The 18,650-nt window shown below is 61.2% G+C and carries 14 protein-coding genes; 8 read left to right on the plus strand and 6 right to left on the minus strand.

The genetic code is table 11. From position 1 onward, the window contains the following. The first annotated feature begins 24 nt into the window (after positions 1-24). Positions 25-897, plus strand: coding sequence for a pyridoxal kinase PdxY (gene pdxY, locus BM017_RS04645; RefSeq protein WP_092241569.1), 873 nt, complete (start codon positions 25-27; stop codon positions 895-897). Positions 898-979: 82 nt separating this feature from the next. Continuing rightward, entirely contained in the window at positions 980-2,008 is a 1,029-nt protein-coding gene (locus tag BM017_RS04650) for a hypothetical protein (protein ID WP_092241571.1), read from the plus strand. Between the two features lie 36 nt (positions 2,009-2,044). Here BM017_RS04650 and BM017_RS04655 read toward each other — a convergent pair whose 3' ends face one another. Continuing rightward, complete coding sequence (locus BM017_RS04655) at positions 2,045-2,530, minus strand: acyl-CoA thioesterase (protein ID WP_033897247.1); 486 nt, start codon at positions 2,528-2,530, stop codon at positions 2,045-2,047. 291 nt (positions 2,531-2,821) lie between these two features. Between BM017_RS04655 and BM017_RS04660 the strand changes: the two genes are divergently transcribed. Further along, the gene (locus BM017_RS04660; RefSeq protein WP_092241573.1) at positions 2,822-4,585 is read left to right on the plus strand and encodes a cation:proton antiporter; all 1,764 of its coding nucleotides are present in this window, start codon (positions 2,822-2,824) and stop codon (positions 4,583-4,585) included. Between the two features lie 81 nt (positions 4,586-4,666). On the opposite strand, the gene BM017_RS04665 is transcribed toward BM017_RS04660, so the two are convergent. The 3 genes from BM017_RS04665 to uvrD form a co-directional block, all read right to left on the minus strand. Continuing rightward, on the minus strand, positions 4,667-5,074 hold the full coding sequence (locus tag BM017_RS04665) for an SMI1/KNR4 family protein (protein WP_028618538.1): 408 nt from the start codon (positions 5,072-5,074) through the stop codon (positions 4,667-4,669). A gap of 135 nt (positions 5,075-5,209) precedes the next feature. Beyond that, the gene (locus tag BM017_RS04670) at positions 5,210-6,079 is read right to left on the minus strand and encodes a Tim44 domain-containing protein (protein WP_071490847.1); all 870 of its coding nucleotides are present in this window, start codon (positions 6,077-6,079) and stop codon (positions 5,210-5,212) included. A 189-nt stretch (positions 6,080-6,268) separates the two neighbouring features. Then, the gene (gene uvrD / locus BM017_RS04675; protein ID WP_092241575.1) at positions 6,269-8,452 is read right to left on the minus strand and encodes a DNA helicase II; all 2,184 of its coding nucleotides are present in this window, start codon (positions 8,450-8,452) and stop codon (positions 6,269-6,271) included. A 247-nt stretch (positions 8,453-8,699) separates the two neighbouring features. On the opposite strand from uvrD, the gene BM017_RS04680 reads away from it, so the two are divergent. From BM017_RS04680 to BM017_RS29280, 3 genes are all read left to right on the plus strand, one after another. Continuing rightward, positions 8,700-11,573, plus strand: a complete 2,874-nt coding sequence (locus BM017_RS04680; protein WP_092241577.1) for an EAL domain-containing protein — start codon at positions 8,700-8,702, stop codon at positions 11,571-11,573. A 161-nt stretch (positions 11,574-11,734) separates the two neighbouring features. Next, positions 11,735-12,601, plus strand: coding sequence for a transcriptional regulator HexR (hexR, locus tag BM017_RS04685; protein WP_003177007.1), 867 nt, complete (start codon positions 11,735-11,737; stop codon positions 12,599-12,601). A 148-nt stretch (positions 12,602-12,749) separates the two neighbouring features. After that, on the plus strand, positions 12,750-12,947 hold the full coding sequence (locus BM017_RS29280; RefSeq protein WP_083351517.1) for a PA3496 family putative envelope integrity protein: 198 nt from the start codon (positions 12,750-12,752) through the stop codon (positions 12,945-12,947). On the opposite strand, the gene BM017_RS04695 is transcribed toward BM017_RS29280, so the two are convergent. After that, the gene (locus BM017_RS04695; protein ID WP_092241579.1) at positions 12,877-13,851 is read right to left on the minus strand and encodes a LysR family transcriptional regulator; all 975 of its coding nucleotides are present in this window, start codon (positions 13,849-13,851) and stop codon (positions 12,877-12,879) included. The two genes, BM017_RS29280 and BM017_RS04695, sit on opposite strands and share 71 nt — an antisense overlap. A 195-nt stretch (positions 13,852-14,046) precedes the next feature. Here BM017_RS04695 and BM017_RS04700 point away from each other — a divergent pair, with 195 nt between their 5' ends. Together BM017_RS04700 and oadA are read left to right on the plus strand one after the other, a co-directional pair. Beyond that, positions 14,047-15,462: an acetyl-CoA carboxylase biotin carboxylase subunit gene (locus BM017_RS04700; RefSeq protein WP_003195732.1), complete on the plus strand. Its 1,416-nt coding sequence runs from the start codon at positions 14,047-14,049 to the stop codon at positions 15,460-15,462. 11 nt (positions 15,463-15,473) lie between these two features. Further along, a complete protein-coding gene (gene oadA, locus BM017_RS04705; protein ID WP_058424313.1) occupies positions 15,474-17,282 on the plus strand; it encodes a sodium-extruding oxaloacetate decarboxylase subunit alpha in 1,809 nt (602 codons plus the stop codon). Positions 17,283-17,356: 74 nt separating this feature from the next. On the opposite strand, the gene BM017_RS04710 is transcribed toward oadA, so the two are convergent. Continuing rightward, positions 17,357-18,649: an autotransporter outer membrane beta-barrel domain-containing protein gene (locus BM017_RS04710; protein ID WP_092241581.1), complete on the minus strand. Its 1,293-nt coding sequence runs from the start codon at positions 18,647-18,649 to the stop codon at positions 17,357-17,359. Between the last annotated feature and the right edge of the window lies 1 nt (position 18,650).

Raw genomic sequence — 18,650 nt, forward strand, 5'->3', positions numbered from 1 at the left:
ATTGGTTTTACGGAAATCTCCCGCATGAAACGCACACCTCATCTGCTTGCGATCCAGTCTCATGTGGTCTTTGGCCACGCCGGAAACAGCGCCGCCGTGTTCCCCATGCAGCGCGTTGGGGTGAACGTGTGGCCGCTGAACACGGTGCAGTTCTCCAACCACACCCAGTATGGCCAATGGGCGGGAGAAGTGTTGGCGCCACAGCAGATTCCCGTGTTGGTGGAAGGCATTGCCGCCATCGGCGAGCTGGGCAATTGCGATGCGATTCTGTCCGGCTACCTGGGCAGCGCCGATCAGGGCAGGGCGATCCTGACTGGCGTGGCGCGCATCAAGGCCATCAACCCCAAGGCCCTGTATCTGTGCGACCCGGTGATGGGGCATCCGGAAAAAGGCTGCATCGTTCCCCAGGAAGTCAGCGATTTCCTGCTGGACGAAGCCGCGGCCATGGCCGACTTCCTGTGCCCCAACCAACTGGAACTGGACAGCTTTGCCGGGCGCAAGCCGCAATCGCTGTTCGATTGCCTGGCCATGGCCAAGGCGTTGCTGGCGCGTGGGCCGAAGGCCGTATTGGTCAAACACCTGGATTATCCGGGCAAGTTGCCGGACGGTTTCGAGATGCTGCTGGTGACCCCCGAAGGCAGTTGGCACCTGCGACGGCCGCTGCTGGCGTTCCCACGTCAGCCGGTCGGGGTGGGCGATTTGACCTCGGGGCTGTTCCTGGCACGTGTTCTGTTGGGCGATAGCCTGCTGGCCGCCTTCGAATTCACCGCTGCAGCGGTCCACGAAGTGTTGTTGGAAACCCAGGCCTGCGCCAGTTACGAGTTGGAGCTGGTGCGCGCCCAGGATCGTATTGCCCATCCTCGCGTGCGTTTCGAAGCCACTCCCATTGGATTGTAGGAATATTCCTGATTGAGTCAGGCAAAGAGCGTCCGGTACTATCGGGCGCCTCTTAGTCCCCTGTGCTTTTCAAGGAAGAACCATGTCTCCCGTATTCCCTTCGCCACGGGCGCTGACCGCTCTGGTGCTGACGTCGTTGCTGGGCGGTTGCAGTGTGAACGGCACTTACCCTGACGCCACCGAGCCGGACGCTGCGAAACTGCGCTTCATCTCCAATACGTCCAACACCACCATCGACGTCTACGATGCGCAACATTGCATGGGCCAGACCACCGGCATGCTCAATAATATTTTCCTGGTCGATACCCGGCGGCGTGTCGGCATGTCGGTGCCCCCTCCGGCCAAGGCCAGGGGCTTGCTGGAGTTCAAGCTGGCTCCCGGCAAGGAAACCATGCTGATGATCAACACCAATGGCGGCAGCTATGTCTGCGGCAAATCAATGAGTATCACGCCAAAGGCCGGGGAAGAGTACGAAGTGACCTTCGATATGGCGCGGGGCATCTGCACGACCTCGTTGCAGCGCCTGACGCGCTCCGGTGGCAAGGACGTGCGCATTCCACAGCCGATATTCGAGAACGGCATGCCATCGTGCGCGGGCAAAAGCCCGATATTCGGCAAGGTGATCCCGGATACGCCACACCGAACTGCGTTGATCAACGCAATCGTTGAAACCCATATGCAACTCATCACGTTGATGGAGTCTGACACGGCGCAGCGCCCGCAAGCCGTCGAGGAGGCAATCGCCGAGCGCAAGGCGCGGTTCGGCCAGTTCACTCCGCCTGAGGCCTATTGGACTCAATACCGTGAGAACTATGCACGGGTAAATCAGGAAATGGCCGGCCGCAAGGCGCGTACCCTCGAGCTGTATGAGCGGGTTTACCGCATGCGCCTGAGCGGCACCGAAGATGCGATCCTGGAGCAATGGCAGAACCCGACGGACGCCGCCGTGGTGGAGCGCGTCAAGGCGAACGACAAGTTGATGGCGCAGTACTACAAGAACACCAGCAAAGCGGTGATGGTGGACATCGTGAATCATCATATGGAGCGCATGAGCCAGTTGGACCAGCGCTTTGATGTCTGTGCCCACGATGATCAGTGCTGGCGGCTGTAGGAGCGCAGCTGCTCGCTCCTAAAGGCGGGAAATGGCCTACAGTGCGTCTGCCTTGATTTCCTGGTAGCGCTTCTCCAGTTCCTGTCGGATCTGTCGACGCTGCTGAGCCTGTACGAATCGGCGCTTGTCCTCGCTGTTCTGCGGTTGCAGGGGGGGCACGGCGGCCGGTTTGCGCTGGTCGTCCACGGCGACCATGGTGAAGAAGCAGCTGTTGGTATGGCGCACGGAGCGTTCGCGGATGTTCTCGGTCACTACCTTGATGCCCACCTCCATCGAGGTGTTGCCGGTGTAGTTGACCGACGCGAGGAAGGTCACCAGCTCGCCGACATGGATCGGCTCGCGAAAGATCACCTGGTCCACCGACAGTGTGACCACATAGCGGCCGGCATAGCGGCTCGCGCAGGCATAGGCCACTTCGTCGAGGTACTTGAGCAGGGTGCCACCGTGGACATTGCCTGAGAAGTTGGCCATGTCAGGGGTCATCAATACCGTCATCGACAGCTGGGCGTTTCCGGGTTCCATAGCACACTCACGGGTTGTAGGCATTGGTTGGGGGGCACCTCTGCGGGTGCTGGAATCTTTGCAGGACCATCCATAACGGGACGCCGGTGGGCGGCTAGCCGTCACGCGCGAACCGATCTGTTTCCATATATTGCACCGGCTTTCCGGCGGAAGTCGCGGTGTTAACCTTCAAAAGCCCATCTCAGGGCATTTCTTACGATCAAGGCAGACTTTTCCTTCCGCACTTTGCGACATTTCAAAGGCGCGCGCGGAAGTGGGAAAAGCGCCAGTACCCTCAAGGAGCCCCTCGCCATGCACGCCATCAGCTTTATCCAGGACTTGGCCGTGATCATGCTGGTGGCAGGGGTTGTCACCATCCTGTTTCACCGCCTCAAGCAGCCGGTGGTGCTGGGCTACATCGTTGCCGGGTTCATCATCGGCCCCCACACCCCGCCGTTCGGCCTGATCCACGACGAAGACACCATCAAGACCCTCGCCGAGCTCGGGGTGATCTTCCTGATGTTCTGCCTGGGCCTGGAATTCAGCCTGCGCAAGCTGTTCAAGGTCGGCGCCACGGCGTTTATCGCGGCCTTCCTGGAAATCATCCTGATGATCTGGATCGGCTACGAAATCGGCCGCTGGTTCGACTGGAACACCATGGACTCACTGTTCCTTGGCGCGATCCTGGCGATTTCCTCGACCACCATCATCGTCAAGGCGCTCAATGACCTGAAGATGAAGAACCAGCGTTTCGCCCAATTGATTTTCGGCGTGCTGATCGTCGAGGACATCCTCGGCATTGGCATCATCGCCTTGCTGTCGAGCATCGCCGTCAGCGGTACGGTCAGCTCCGGCGAAGTGTTCTCCACCGTCGGCAAGCTTTCGCTGTTCATGATTGTCGCGCTGGTCATCGGCATTTTGCTGGTGCCGCGCTTGCTGGCGTACGTGGCCAAGTTCGAAAGCAACGAGATGTTGCTGATCACCGTACTGGGCCTGTGTTTCGGTTTCTGCCTGCTGGTGGTCAAGCTGGAATACAGCATGGTGCTGGGCGCGTTTCTGATCGGCGCAATCATGGCCGAATCCCGGCAGTTGATTAAGATCGAGCGCCTGATCGAGCCGGTTCGCGACATGTTCAGCGCCATCTTCTTTGTGGCCATTGGCTTGATGATCGACCCGCAGATCCTGCTGCAATACGCCTGGCCGATTGCGGTGATCACCGTGGCCGTGGTGTTGGGCAAGATGCTGTCCTGCGGCCTGGGCGCGTTTATCGCCGGCAACGATGGCCGTACCTCACTGCGCGTGGGCATGGGGCTGTCACAGATTGGCGAGTTTTCCTTCATCATCGCGGCGCTGGGGATGACGCTGCAGGTGACCAGCGATTTCCTATACCCCGTCGCGGTAGCGGTTTCGGCCATCACCACACTGCTCACGCCGTACCTGATTCGCGGCGCCGACCCGCTGTCCTTGAAGATCGCAGCGGTTATGCCCAAGCGATTGAGCCGGGTTTTCGGCATGTACGGCGAATGGCTGCGCAGTATCCAGCCTCAAGGTGAAGGCGCGATGCTGGCATCGATGATCCGCAAGATCATCCTGCAAGTCGGGGTGAACCTGGCGCTGGTGGTGGCGATCTTCTTTGCCGGCAGCTTTTTCGCGGTGCGCATCGGTGGGTATCTGGAGGGGTGGATCAGCGATGCAAGCTGGCAGAAGGCCTTGATCTGGGGCGGGGCGTTGCTGTTGTCGCTGCCGTTCTTGATTGCGGCATACCGCAAGCTCAAGGCGCTATCGATGCTGCTGGCGGAGATGAGCGTGAAGCCGGAAATGGCCGGGCGGCATACCCAGCGGGTGCGGAGGGTGATCGCGGAACTGATCCCGATCCTCTCGTTGCTGGTGATCTTCCTGCTCTTGGCAGCCTTGTCGGCCAGTATTTTACCGACCAACAAGTTGCTGGTGCTGATTGCCGTGGTGACGGCGGCGGTGGCGGCGGTGCTCTGGCGGTGGTTCATCCGCGTGCATACGCGGATGCAGGTCGCCTTGTTGGAGACGCTGGATAACCATAAGGATACGCCGGAGCATTGAGGGGCTTGGGAGGGCTGCTTCGCAGCCCGACGCGGGGCAAGCCCGCTCGCCACAGCGAGCCCGGTCAGCCAAACAGCTCTGTCAGCTTTCCAGCCAGACGTCCCGTGCCCAGTGCCACACCGATTCCCAGGTTTCTTCGGTGACGATTTCTTCTTCGCCGGACCACAGCACCACGGTGCCGTCTTCTTCGACGCAGTAGTAGTCGTCGCCGTCCTGGCAGATCGGGATCAGGCTGCGGTCGACACCGGCATCCCAGGCGTTGGCGGCCACGTCCGGCAGGTAGGTGTGGGACTGCGGGTCGGTGACGGTCACCGGCTCCAGGCTGCCGTACACCACGTCGCTGACGGTCAGCAGGAATTCACGGAAGACAAACGGGATGTCGATGAACAGTTGTTCCTCGATCTCCACCAGTTGGTCTTCGTCAGGCAGCTCCAAGGGAACCGGGACCGGTTCGTTGGCTTCACGCAATTGTTCGATGATTTCTTCCACGGCCGGGATCCTCTTGCTAGATGGCGCGGTTTATAGGGGCGTTTTATACAGTAGCTCGCTATAAGTGCAACCGTGAAATAGAAAACCCCGGACAGGTCCGGGGTTTTTTGTATCTGTTTACCAAGCGTGCAGGGATCAGCCGTTCTGGCGGATACCGGCGACCAGCCATGGCTGGTTGTCGCCCTGTGCACGTTCCATGTTCCAGCTTTCGCTGAACACTTCGCCCTGGTCGAAACGCGAGGTCTTCGACACACCGCTGAAGGTCAGGGTGGCGATGGTCTTGTCGGCGCGATCATCCACACCGTCCAGTTGCACGCGCAGGTCGTCGATGTAAGTCGACTGGAATGCATCGCCAATCTCGGCGCGTTCGCGCTTGAGGAACTCCAGCAGTTGCGGGGTCACGAACTCGGCGATCTTGTCCATTTCGTTGGCGTCCCAGTGCTGCTGCAAGGACTGGAAGTGGCTGCGAGCCGCCTCGACGAAACGTTCTTCATTGAACCAGGCCGGTGCATTGATCACCGGACGGGCCGCAGCAGGTGCTGCCGAACCACCGAAGATCGAACCCATGGCTGGTTTTTGCTCGAACACTTCACGCTGCATTGGCGCGCCGGCTGGAGCCAGGTGCTCCTGCTGCTTGCGGCGACGAGCGGCGATAAAGCGGAAGACCAGGAAGGCGATGACCGCCATGATCAGGATGTCGAAGATCTGCATACCCTGGAAGCCGCCGCCCATGAACATGGAGGCGAGCAGGCCACCGGCGGCGATGCCGGCAAGAGGGCCCAACCAGCGCGAAGCACCGCCGGCCTTGGCGGCAGCGCCTGCAGCACCGGCGGCGCCTGCGGTGGCCGCAGCACCGCCGGCACCGGCGGATGGAGCCATTTGGCTGGTCTGGTGAGTTGGTGCTGCGCCTGAGCTTTTGCCGCCACCGAAGCGTTTGGCGTTGGCGTCGAGGCTCATCGTCAGGCCGATGCACAACGCCATGGCGATGCTAAGAAAACGTTTCATAAAGGGAATTCCCATTTGTGGATTGCACGCGCGCCATGTTGCACAGGTGTGGTGACAGTGGCTAGCGGCATAATGTTTCGGGCTTTTGCGTAGGACAGATTCAGAACGGTCTGTAGGACTTATTACAGATATTGGCCCGCGCTTGTTAAAAACAAGGGTGGGCCAAGAACCTTCATGTAGGCAAATGTTTCAAACGGCTTCGAGTTTCGCGTAACCCATCATCAGCCACTTGCTGCCTTCGGCGAAATTCACCTGCACCCGCGCCTGGGCACCGGCACCCTCGAAGTTGAGGATCACCCCTTCGCCGAACACCGAATGCCTGACCTGCTGGCCCAGGCTGAACTGGGTCTGCGGAATCTCCGAGCCCGCAAACATGCTGCTGGAGTTCTGCTGCTGGCCCCCGCCGAACGGGCGGCTGACGCTGTTGGACAGGCGCACTTCCTGGATCAGCCCCTTCGGTACTTCACGTACGAAGCGCGACACCTTGTTGTAGGTCTCGCTGCCGTACAGGCGTCGGGTCTCGGCGTAGGTCATCACCAGGTTCTGCATCGCCCGGGTGATGCCCACGTAGGCCAGGCGGCGTTCCTCCTCAAGGCGGCCGGGTTCTTCCAGGCTCATCTTGTGCGGGAACAGGCCTTCTTCCATGCCCACCAGGAACACGTAAGGGAATTCCAGGCCCTTGGCGCTGTGCAAGGTCATCAGCTGGATGCTGTCTTCATGCTCGTCGGCCTGGGTATCGCCGGCTTCCAGCGAAGCATGGCCGAGGAACGCGGCCAGCGGTGTCAGCTCTTCGTCTTCCTCGGTATTTTCGAACGCACGGGCTGCGCTCACCAGTTCCTCAAGGTTTTCTACCCTGGCCTGGCCTTTCTCGCCTTTTTCCGCTTCGTGATAGGCGATCAGCCCGGATTGCTCGATCACGGTCTGGGTCATCAAATGCAGGGGCATTTGCGCGCACTTGGCCGCCAGGTTCTCGATCAGCTCGACAAACACACCCAGCGCACCCGCCGCGCGACCGGTCAGGCCCTTGTTGGCGATGAGCAGGCGCATGGCTTCCCACATCGACACATCGGCGTGGCGGGCGTGGTCGCGAATGGCTTCGACGGTTTTTTCACCGATGCCACGGGCCGGGATATTGATCACCCGTTCCAGCGCCGCATCGTTGCCACGGCCTTCCAGCAAGCGCAGGTAGGCCATGGCGTTCTTGATTTCCGCCCGCTCGAAGAAGCGTTGACCGCCATAGATGCGGTACGGGATGCGTTCGCGCAGCAAGGCTTCTTCCAACACCCGCGATTGGGCGTTGGAACGGTACAGAATGGCGATATCGCTGCGCGCCAGGCCGGTTTTCAGCGCGCTTTCGATGGTTTCTACCACGTAGCGCGCTTCATCGTGTTCGTTGAACGCGGCGTACAGGTTGATCGCTTCGCCTTCGCCGCCGTCGGTCCACAGTTCTTTGCCCAGGCGCCCGGTGTTGTTGGCGATCAAGGCGTTGGCCGCCTTGAGTATCCCGGCGGTGGAGCGATAGTTCTGCTCCAGGCGGATAGTGACCGCGTCCGGGAAGTCTTCGGAATACTGGTAGATGTTCTCGATTTTCGCGCCACGCCAGCCGTAGATCGACTGGTCGTCGTCGCCCACCACCATCAGGCTGTCGCCACCTTTGGCCAGCAGGCGCAGCCAGGCGTACTGCACGGCGTTGGTATCCTGGAACTCGTCCACCAGAATATGGCGGAAGCGTTTCTGGTAATGCGCCAGCAGGCCTGGGTTATCGCGCCACAGGTCGAGGGCGCGCAGCAGCAGCTCGGAAAAGTCGATAACCCCGGCGCGTACGCAGGCGGCCTCATAGGCTTCATAGATGCTGCGCATGGTGGCCAGGAACAGATCGCCGCTGGCCTGGATATGTTGCGGGCGCAGGCCTTCGTCTTTCTGGCCATTGATGAACCATTGCGCCTGGCGCGCCGGCCAGCGTTGTTCGTCGAGGCCCAGCTCGCGGATCACCCGCTTGACCAGGCGTTGCTGGTCATCGCTGTCCAGAATCTGGAAGGTCTGGGCCAGGCCCGCTTCCTGCCAGTGCGCCCGAAGCAAGCGGTGCGCCAGGCCGTGGAAGGTGCCCACCCACATGCCGGCCGGGCTGATGCCCATCAGCTGTTCGATGCGGTGGCGCATCTCGGCAGCGGCCTTGTTGGTGAAGGTCACCGACAGGATGGAATGCGGGGACGCGTTCTCGACCTGGATCAACCAGGCGATACGGTGCACCAGCACTCGGGTTTTACCGGAGCCAGCACCGGCCAGGACTAACTGACGGCCAACGGGGGCCGCTACAGCCTGGCGTTGGGCATCGTTGAGGGAGTTCAGCAAAAGGGAGAGATCATCGCGCATCGGCGCATTCTATGGCCCCCGGGGAAGTGGGGCAAATGCCAATGCCGGCTGGTCGACGGAAAACCTTCGGGGTGATGACCGGTCGGTCGATGGTCGCAGCCCGCGCAGCGTCTCGCTCAAGCCGTCTGGCCCGGAAGTTTGCGCTGCATGACCGCGCAGTTTTTATGACATGGAGCAGTTTGGCCCAAGCGCTTGCTTGTGTATGCTCCGTCGACGTTTCGGGCTCACCATTATAAGAACACTGCCTATGACCCTTAGCACCGACCTGCTTGGCCCCTCGGCGGCTCCCGCGCAGGTTATCCGTAAACACTACGCCACGGAGATGGCGGTCGAGCGCACACGCCTGCTGTATCAAGGCTCACTGCTGCCGACCCTGTTGATGTTGGTCAATGGCCTGGTCTGCGCCTGGCTACTGTGGAACCCTCAGCAATACCTGTTGGACAGCATCTGGTTGATCTGGCTGCTGGCCCTGGTGGCAATGCGCGTGATCCAGGTGGCCGCGTTCGACTCGGCGATGCCCAGCCGCCAGGCCCAGCCGGTGTGGCAGCGCATGTTCCTGCTCGGCTCGGCGGTCAGTGGCCTGACGCTGGCAACGGCCGCCATCGCCCTGGTGCCGGGTGACAGCTTCATGCAGCAGGCCTGGGTATTCGGCCTGATCGGCGCAGCGACCTTGTCGGCCAGCGTGGCGTACGCCGTGAGCCTGCCGGCGTTCCTGTCCTTTGCCTTGCCGTGCCTGGTGCCGTCCATCTTCTACCTGTTCTGGAGCGGCGACCCGCAGCAGCGCGGTTGGGGTGTACTTGGGCTGATCCTGCTGGCGTCCTTGAGCCTGGTGGCGTGGCAGGTCAATCGCCTGATCCAGCGCGGGCTGTTGCGCCGCTTCCAGAACCAGGCGCTGATCGAACACCTGCAACAGGCGCAGCAGCGCAGCGAGCAACTCAATCAGGACCTGGTGCGTGAAGTCGAGCAGCGCCGTCAGGTCGAACAGGAGTTGCGTGACGCCCAGATCGGCCTGCAAGACCGCGTCGCACAGCGTAGCCAGGAACTGGACGCCGCCAGCCTGGCCTTGAACAAAAGCGAAGCACGCCTGGCCATGGCGCTACAAGCCAGTGAACTGGGCCTGTGGGACTGGAACCTGCAAACCGATGAGGTCCATCACACCCAGCTCAAGGAGCTGTTCGGCCTGGAGCCGGAGTACGTCACGGCAATGCTCAGCCACCTCAAGCCGCGCCTGCACCCCGACGACCTGCCGCTGCTCAAGCGTGCCCTGGTGGAACACCTCAAGGGCCGCAGCGAGGACTATCAGGTGGAATACCGCGTGCGCCATGGTGACGGGCACTGGGTGTGGATCGAAGACCGTGGCCGCGCCGTGGAGCGTGCGCCCAGCGGCCGGGTCACGCGCATGCTCGGTACGCGCCGCGATATCAGCGCCGGCAAGGCCCTGGAGGAACAGCAGCGGTTGGCCTCGACCGTATTTGAAGCCGCCAGCGAAGGCATTGTGATCCTTGATCCGGACTACAAGCTGATCGCCGTCAACCAGGCTTTCAGCCGCGTTACGGGGTTCGAAACCGATGACATGATTGGCCGCAATGTAGTGGAGCTGCCCAGCAGTCGTGACGCCCGCCGCCATTTTCCGGTGATCCGCCAGGCGTTGCTCAGCCACGGCACGTGGCAGGGCGAATTGGTGGAGACCCGCAAGAACGGTGAGCTTTACCCGCAGTGGCTGCAGTTGAACGTAGTGCGGGATATTCGAGGCAAAGTCAGCCATATCGTAGGCTTCTTCGCCGATCTCTCGGCGCGGCGTGAGTCCGAAGAGCGTATGCGCTACCTCACTCACTACGACGAACTGACCGGCCTGGCCAATCGCTCGCTGTTTCGCGAACGCTTGCGCGAGGCGCACCAGCGTGTCCGCCAGGGTGGGCGTAGCCTGGCGCTGCTGCACATCAACCTCGATCGCTTCAAGCTGTTGAATGACAGCCTGGGCCATGAAGTGGCCGACCAGTTGCTGCAAAAAATGGCGCGACGCCTGATCAATGCCTTGCCCGAGGCCGACACCATTGCACGCCTGTCCGGGGATGAGTTTGCCGTGTTGTTCGACGCCTACGGCAACTTGTCGAGCCTGGCGCGGGTCGCCACGCGGCTGCTGGCCAAGCTGCGGGTGCCGGTGACGGTGGAGGGGCATGAACTGGTGGTGAGTGCTTCCATGGGGGTCAGCCTGTTGCCGGACAACGCGCGTGAAATTTCCGCATTGGTCAGCCAATCGAACATGGCCATGCAGCACGCCAAACACTTGGGCGGCAACAACTTCCAGTTCTACACCGACAGCCTGCAAGCCAGCACCCTGGAGCGCTTGCAGCTGGAAAACCACCTGCGCAAGGCCATCGAAGAGCGTCAGCTCACGGTGTTCTATCAACCGAAACTGTGCTTGGCCACTGGCAAGCTCAATGCTGCCGAAGCGCTGATCCGTTGGGACCACCCGCAGTGGGGCATGGTGCCGCCGGGGGAATTTATCGGCCTGGCTGAAGAGACCGGCCTTATCGTACCGCTGGGCGAATTCATACTGCGCGAAGCCTGCTGGCAAGCCTGTGAATGGCAGCGCCAGGGGCTGGCGCCGATCCGGGTATCGGTCAACCTCTCGGTGCACCAGTTGCGCCAGGGCAAGCTGGTCAGCCTGGTGCGCCAGGTGCTCGAAGAAACCGGCCTGGACCCGCAATACCTCGAGCTGGAGCTGACCGAAAGCCAACTGCTTGACAGCGTCGAACACATCATCGCCACCTTCCAGCAACTGCGTGACCTGGGTGTGAAGCTGGCCATCGATGACTTCGGCACCGGGTATTCGTCCCTCAGCTACCTCAAGCGCATTCCCGTGGACTACGTGAAGATCGACCAGACCTTCATTCGCGGCCTTGGCCAGGGGCGCGAAGACGCGGCCATCACTCGGGCAATCATCGCCATGGCTCACGGGCTGGCGCTGAAGGTGGTGGCCGAGGGTGTGGAAGATCAGCAGCAGCTGGATTTCCTGCGGGGTGAGCATTGTGACGAAGTGCAGGGCTATTTGATCAGTCGGCCGATGCAGGCCGATGGGTTGGCAGATTTGTTACGGAAAAATGCAGAATTTCCTTAACGACGCCGGGGGCGCCCCTGTGGCTACAACGCGGCCGCCCTTAGATTCAAAGGGGGGCAGGGCGATTTAGTGATGCGTCGGACGGGCAAAAGGGCAATTCTTGTAGTATAACTACAAGCTTGCTACATCCCTGGCCCTGCCCATAACAAGAGTCCTGCCCTTTGAACCTGTTGCAACATATCGCCCAGTCGCGCCACCTGTTACGCAAATCGGAACTCAAGGTTGCCGATCACGTGCTGCTTGACCCTGCGGCTGTGATGCACAGTTCGATGGCCGACCTGGCCCATAGCGTGGGTATCAGCGAACCGACCATCGTGCGATTCTGCCGCGCCATCGGTTGTTCCGGGTTCCAGGACTTGAAACTCAAGCTGGCCCAGAGCCTGGCCGCCGGTGCCAGCTTCGGGCAGTTCGCGATCCATGAAGACGATTCCGTCGCCGACTACAGCCTGAAAATCTTCGACACCACCTTGCACACGCTCATGGAAGTGCGCGAGAAGCTCGACCCGGTGGAGTTGCAAAAGGCCGTGACGGCCATGTCCCAGGCCCAGCGTGTGGAGTTCTATGGCTTCGGTGCTTCAGGTGCGGTGGCCGCCGATGCCCAGCACAAGTTCTTCCGCTTGCTGCTGACCGCTGCGGCCTACAGTGACCCGCACATGCAGGCCATGTCGGCGGTGACCCTGAAACCTACTGACGTCGCCATCTGCATTTCCCAGTCGGGCCGCTCCAAGGACCTGCTGATCACTGCCAACCTGGTGCGTGAAAGCGGTGCATCGTTGATCACCCTGTGCCCGAGCCAGACGCCGTTGGCGGAACTGTCCACGGTCAACCTGGCGATCGATGTGCATGAAGACACCGAGATCTATACCCCGCTGACCTCGCGCATCGCCCACCTGGTGGTGATCGATGTATTGGCGATGGGCGTGGCCATGGCGCGCGGGCCGAGCCTGGTCAACCACCTCAAGAGCGTGAAGCGCAGCTTGCGCAGCCTGCGCTTGTCCCCCAAGTCCGTCAAAGCCCTCGATGACTAAAGCGGTACACAGAGCAAAATGTGGGAGGGGGCAAGCCCCCTCCCACATTTGGATCTCCTGCAAACCCAGAATCTTCATCAGGCTGTCATCGCTGCGTCATCGCCCAGGGCCATCCTGAACTCCCCGTACTCGCATTGGGAGACTCCAAATGGCCCGGACTTACGAAGACAGCAACAGCTCCGTCAAAACCCGTCGTCAGCAGGAAGACCAGCGCCGCATGGCGTTTCGTCGCGCAATCGAAGACCGCTGTGAGGAGCGCCAGTTGCTCCAGAGCATCAGCGACTACCCTGAACTCCACTGGCAGGCGCCCGCGGCAGCCCAGCGAAACGCTCAGCCAGTACGCTGATCTGCACCCTCTCGCTGCGGATAAAGCCCAGGAACGCATGGGCCACCGGTGACAGGCGCTTGGCCTTGGCCTGCACCAGGCACCAACTGCGGTACAGTGGCAGCTCTTCCACCGGCAGCTCCCGGAGCCCGCCGGTGGCCAGTTCCATGTTGACCGCATGACGCGTCAACAGGGCCACGCCCAATCCCGCACAAACACATTCACGCTGCGCCTCGGCCGAGGCTACTTCCACGGTCTGGGTGAAGTGCACGCGTTTTTCCTTGAAGTACTCCTCGCAGGCCAGTCGCGTGCCGGAGCCCGGCTCGCGCAGCAGCAGGGTGTAGGGTTCCAGGTCCTGCAGGCGCAGCGGGCCTTGCAGGCTCAAGGGATGGTCGGGCGGCGCCACGGCGACAATCGGGTTGTTGAGGAACGGCAGGAATTCCAGGCCCATGTCCTGGGGCACCATGGACATGATCACCAGGTCGTCGCGGTTGTCCGAAAGCCGGCGAATCACCTGGGCGCGGTTCACCACCGTCAACTGCAACTGCACTTCCGGATGCTGGCGCTTAAAGGCGGCGAACAGGTGCGGCACGAAGTACTTGGCGCTGGACTCAATCGCCAGTTTCAACTGGCCCTGCAACGAGCCCTGCATGTCCGAGAGCTGCATATCGAGGTTTTCCAGACGCCCGAAGATGTCGCGGCTGGCGCGCTGCAAGGCTTCGGCTGCCTCGGTCATGTAGAGCTTTTTGCCCACGTAATCGAACAGCGGCTGGCCGATCAGCTCTTCCAACTGGCGAATTTGCAGGCTGACGGCCGGTTGCGTGAGGGACATTTCTTCGGCCGCACGGCTGTAGGAACGCAAATCGCACACCTCATGGAAGATCTGCAATTGACGCAATGTCAGTCTCATCAGTGACTTACGCATTTCTTAGTGCTCTCGCCGCAAGCTGTCCGGATGACTATAAGTCTTTACTTATGCCCAACCCAATAATTATTGATTTTTGTTAATCCCTTGGCGGGCTTAGTGTGTGTCTCGCGACTGTCATGAAACATTTGGTCACGCGCCGACCCGGCTCCAGCGGGTCGAAGAACGCAGCAATCGGCTCAAGGGAATTTCCAAGTGATAAAAAAGATCCTGATCGCCAACCGTGGTGAAATTGCCGTACGAATCGTGCGTGCCTGCGCCGAGATGGGCATTCGCTCGGTCGCGGTCTACTCCGATGCCGACCGCCACGCGTTGCACGTCAAGCGTGCCGACGAAGCCCACAGCATTGGTGCCGAGCCCCTGGCCGGCTACCTGAACCCACGCAAGCTGGTGAACCTGGCGGTGGAAACCGGCTGCGATGCGCTGCACCCCGGCTATGGCTTCCTGTCTGAAAACGCCGAACTGGCGGACATCTGCGCTGAACGCGGCATCAAGTTCATTGGTCCATCGGCTGAAGTCATTCGCCGCATGGGCGACAAGACCGAAGCGCGCCGCAGCATGATCAAGGCCGGTGTGCCGGTCACGCCGGGTACCGAAGGCAACGTCGCGGATATCCACGAGGCACTCACCGAAGGCGACCGCATTGGTTACCCGGTGATGCTCAAGGCCACCTCCGGTGGTGGTGGTCGTGGTATCCGTCGCTGCAACAGCCGCGAAGAACTTGAACAAGCCTTCCCCCGTGTGATCTCCGAAGCCACCAAGGCCTTCGGTTCGGCGGAAGTGTTCCTGGAAAAGTGCATCGTCAATCCCAAGCACATCGAGGCGCAGATCCTCGGTGACAGTTTCGGCAACGTGGTGCACCTGTTCGAGCGTGATTGCTCGATCCAGCGCCGTAACCAGAAGCTCATCGAAATCGCCCCAAGCCCGCAACTGACCCCTGAACAGCGCGCCTACATCGGCGACCTGTCGGTGCGCGCCGCCAAAGCCGTGGGCTACGAGAACGCCGGCACCGTGGAGTTCCTGCTCGCCGAGGGCGAAGTGTACTTCATGGAGATGAACACCCGGGTGCAGGTGGAACACACCATCACCGAAGAAATCACCGGGATCGACATCGTTCGTGAACAGATCCGCATCGCCTCCGGCCTGCCGCTGTCGGTGAAACAGGAAGACATCCAGCACCGTGGTTTCGCGTTGCAGTTCCGTATCAACGCTGAAGACCCGAAAAACAACTTCCTGCCCAGCTTCGGCAAGATCACCCGTTACTACGCGCCCGGCGGTCCCGGCGTGCGTACCGATACGGCGATCTACACCGGCTACACCATCCCGCCGTTCTACGACTCCATGTGCCTGAAACTGGTGGTGTGGGCGTTGACCTGGGAAGAAGCCATGGACCGCGGCCTGCGTGCCCTGGATGACATGCGCCTGCAAGGCGTGAAGACCACCGCCGCTTACTACCAGGAAATCCTGCGCAACCCGGAATTCCGCAGCGGCCAGTTCAACACCAGTTTCGTGGAAAGCCACCCCGAGCTGACCAACTACTCGATCAAGCGCAAACCCGAAGAGCTGGCCCTGGCCATCGCCGCCGCCATCGCCGCCCACGCAGGCCTGTGAGGAATACAACAATGTCCAAGAAAATCTTTGTCACCGACACCATCCTGCGCGACGCCCACCAATCGTTGCTGGCGACCCGCATGCGCACCGACGACATGCTGCCGATCTGCGACAAGCTCGACAAAGTCGGCTACTGGTCCCTGGAAGTCTGGGGCGGCGCGACCTTCGACGCCTGCGTGCGCTTCCTCAAGGAAGACCCGTGGGAGCGCCTGCGCAAACTGCGCGCCGCATTGCCCAACACCCGCCTGCAAATGCTGCTGCGCGGCCAGAACCTGCTGGGCTACCGCCACTACAGCGACGACGTGGTCAAAGCCTTCGTCGCCAAGGCCGCCGTAAATGGCATCGACGTATTCCGCATTTTCGACGCCATGAACGACGTGCGTAACCTGCGCGTCGCCATCGAAGCGGTGAAGGCCGCCGGCAAGCATGCCCAGGGCACCATCGCCTACACCACCAGCCCGGTGCACACCGTCGAAGCCTTCGTGGCCCAGGCCAAGCAACTGGAATCCATGGGTTGCGACTCCATCGCGATCAAGGACATGGCTGGTCTGTTGACCCCGTATGCCACGGGTGAGCTGGTCAAGGCGTTGAAGGCCGAGCAGAGCCTGCCGATCTTTATCCACTCGCATGACACTGCAGGTTTGGCCGCGATGTGCCAACTCAAGGCGATTGAAAACGGTGCGGACCATATCGACACCGCCATCTCCAGCTTCGCCTGGGGCACCAGCCACCCGGGCACCGAGTCGATGGTCGCCGCCCTTAAAGGCAGCGAGTTCGACACCGGCCTGAGCCTGGAACTGCTGCAAGAGATCGGCCTGTACTTCTACGCCGTGCGCAAGAAGTACCACCAGTTCGAAAGCGAATTCACCGCTGTCGACACCCGTGTGCAAGTCAACCAGGTGCCGGGCGGGATGATTTCCAACCTGGCCAACCAGTTGAAAGAGCAGGGCGCCCTCAACCGCATGAGCGAAGTGCTGGCCGAGATCCCGCGCGTGCGTGAAGACCTCGGCTTCCCGCCGCTGGTCACCCCGACCTCGCAGATCGTCGGCACCCAGGCGTTCTTCAACGTGCTGGCCGGCGAGCGCTACAAGACCATCACCAACGAAGTGAAGCTCTACCTGCAAGGCGGCTACGGCAAGGCGCCGGGCACCGTAAACGAGAAACTGCGGCGCCAGGCCATCGGCAGCGAAGAGGTGATTGACGTACGCCCGGCCGACCTGCTCAAGCCGGAAATGACCAAGCTGCGTGGTGAGATCGGCGCGTTGGCCAAGTCCGAAGAAGACGTGCTGACCTACGCGATGTTCCCGGACATCGGGCGCAAGTTCCTCGAAGAACGCGACGCAGGCACCCTGGCGCCGGAAGTGCTGCTGCCGATCCCGGAAGCGGGCGGCGTGGCGCGTGCCGGTGGCGAAGGCGTCCCGACTGAGTTCGTCATCGACGTGCACGGTGAAAGCTATCGCGTGGACATTACTGGTGTCGGCGTCAAGGCCGAGGGCAAGCGCCACTTCTACCTGTCCATCGATGGCATGCCGGAAGAAGTGGTGTTCGAGCCGCTCAACGAGTTCGTCAGCGGTGGCAGCAGCAACCGCAAGCATGCTACCGCGCCGGGCCATGTCAGCACGGCGATGCCGGGTAATATCGTCGACGTGCTGGTCAAGGAAGGCGATGTGGTCAAGGCCGGCCAGGCCGTGCTGATTACCGAAGCCATGAAGATGGAAACCGAAGTACAGGCCGCGATTGCCGGCAAGGTGACTGCCGTTCATGTGGCCAAGGGCGACCGGGTCAACCCTGGCGAAATCCTGATTGAAATCGAAGGCTGAAAACAGCCTTCGACACTACCGCTTAATCCTCGGGGGGGCAGGTGCCCCCTTTTTTTTGCCTGGAATTTGGTGGGTCAGAAGCTCATCTTCCATTGTCCCATCAGGCCTTGGTTACGGCTGTTGGTACCGGCCTGGGCGCTGTAGGTCAGGCCGACGGTGTGTTGTGTCGACAGGGCCAGGTCCAGCCCGGCTTGCAGATCCAGGCTATTGCGATCCAGCGAAGTGCCCTGGACCGTGAAGCCGTCAACCCGCCCTGGCAATGCGCGGTAGGACTGGCGCACCTGGCTTTCGACCTCGCCGTAGAGGTGTTTCCAGCCGGTGCTGAGATGAGGTGTGAGGCTGACCTGGTTATCGAATCGATACACCGTTGCCAGGCGAAGGCCCACGGTGCTGCTCAGGTTCTGCTGGGTTTGTGCGCCAACGTTCAGCGCGCTCAGGCCACCGGTTTCCTTGAAGCCGTCACGGTGGTAGCGCTGGAAACCGAGGCCGGCGAAGGGCTCCACGCTGAGATCCGCGCTGCCCAGTTGATAGCCCAGTTCGGAAAACAGGGTCTGGCTCTGGGCGTTGTATTGGCCCCTGAGTTGCTCCTTGTAATCCAGCAGGTTGACGTTACGTTTGTTCTGCCCCGCATGGTCGCTGTAGATCGCGCCCAGGCGTAGGGCCAACGGGCCGTCCTGGCGCACGGCATAACCGCCCAGGTGCCAACTGTCCAACTCGGACGCGAAGCGCGGGGTATCGAGGTGGCTGGTGGATTTTGCGCCCATGACACCCACGCGCCAGGCGTGATCCAGCGCCCAGTCGGCGCCCAACAGCAGGCCTTCGGTGCTGTATTTCAAGCCGGCGCTGCCGCCTTGTTCGTCGAGGCGGCCGTCGTGGCCCAGGCCTTGAACCCAGAAGTGTCCCTCGTCGTCGGCGGGCAGTGTGCGTAGGTTCGAGAGCAATTGGCTGCCGATGTGTTGTGTGGTGTTTTGCGTTGCACCCGCGAGGTTGGCGTTCTGGCTGCCGGCCAATTGCTCAAGGCTTGCACCGATCCCGCCGGGCTGTTTCTCCAGCGCTTCCCCGAATTTATCCAGGGCTTTGATTTGTTCGGAAGTCAGCTCTCCGGACTTCAGCAAACGAATCAATGCGGGCTCCAGCACTTTTGCCACTTGCAAGCCGTTGTGCGAGGTGGCCTTGCGGATGAGATAACCGTCCAGGGGCAGCGCTTTGGGTTCGGGTGTGTAGAACCAGTCGTCATCCAGCGGATCGTAGGGCTGATACCAGTACGGCCTGTATTCGATATCGCCCCGCGCCTGTGCGGTTTGAAGGCTGGCGGTGCTGAGTGCAAGGGCAATGACAAGGGCAACTCTGTGCGGTGTAAAAGGCATG

Source organism: Pseudomonas sp. NFPP04 (assembly GCF_900113815.1).
Classification (GTDB): Bacteria; Pseudomonadota; Gammaproteobacteria; order Pseudomonadales; family Pseudomonadaceae; genus Aquipseudomonas; species Aquipseudomonas extremorientalis.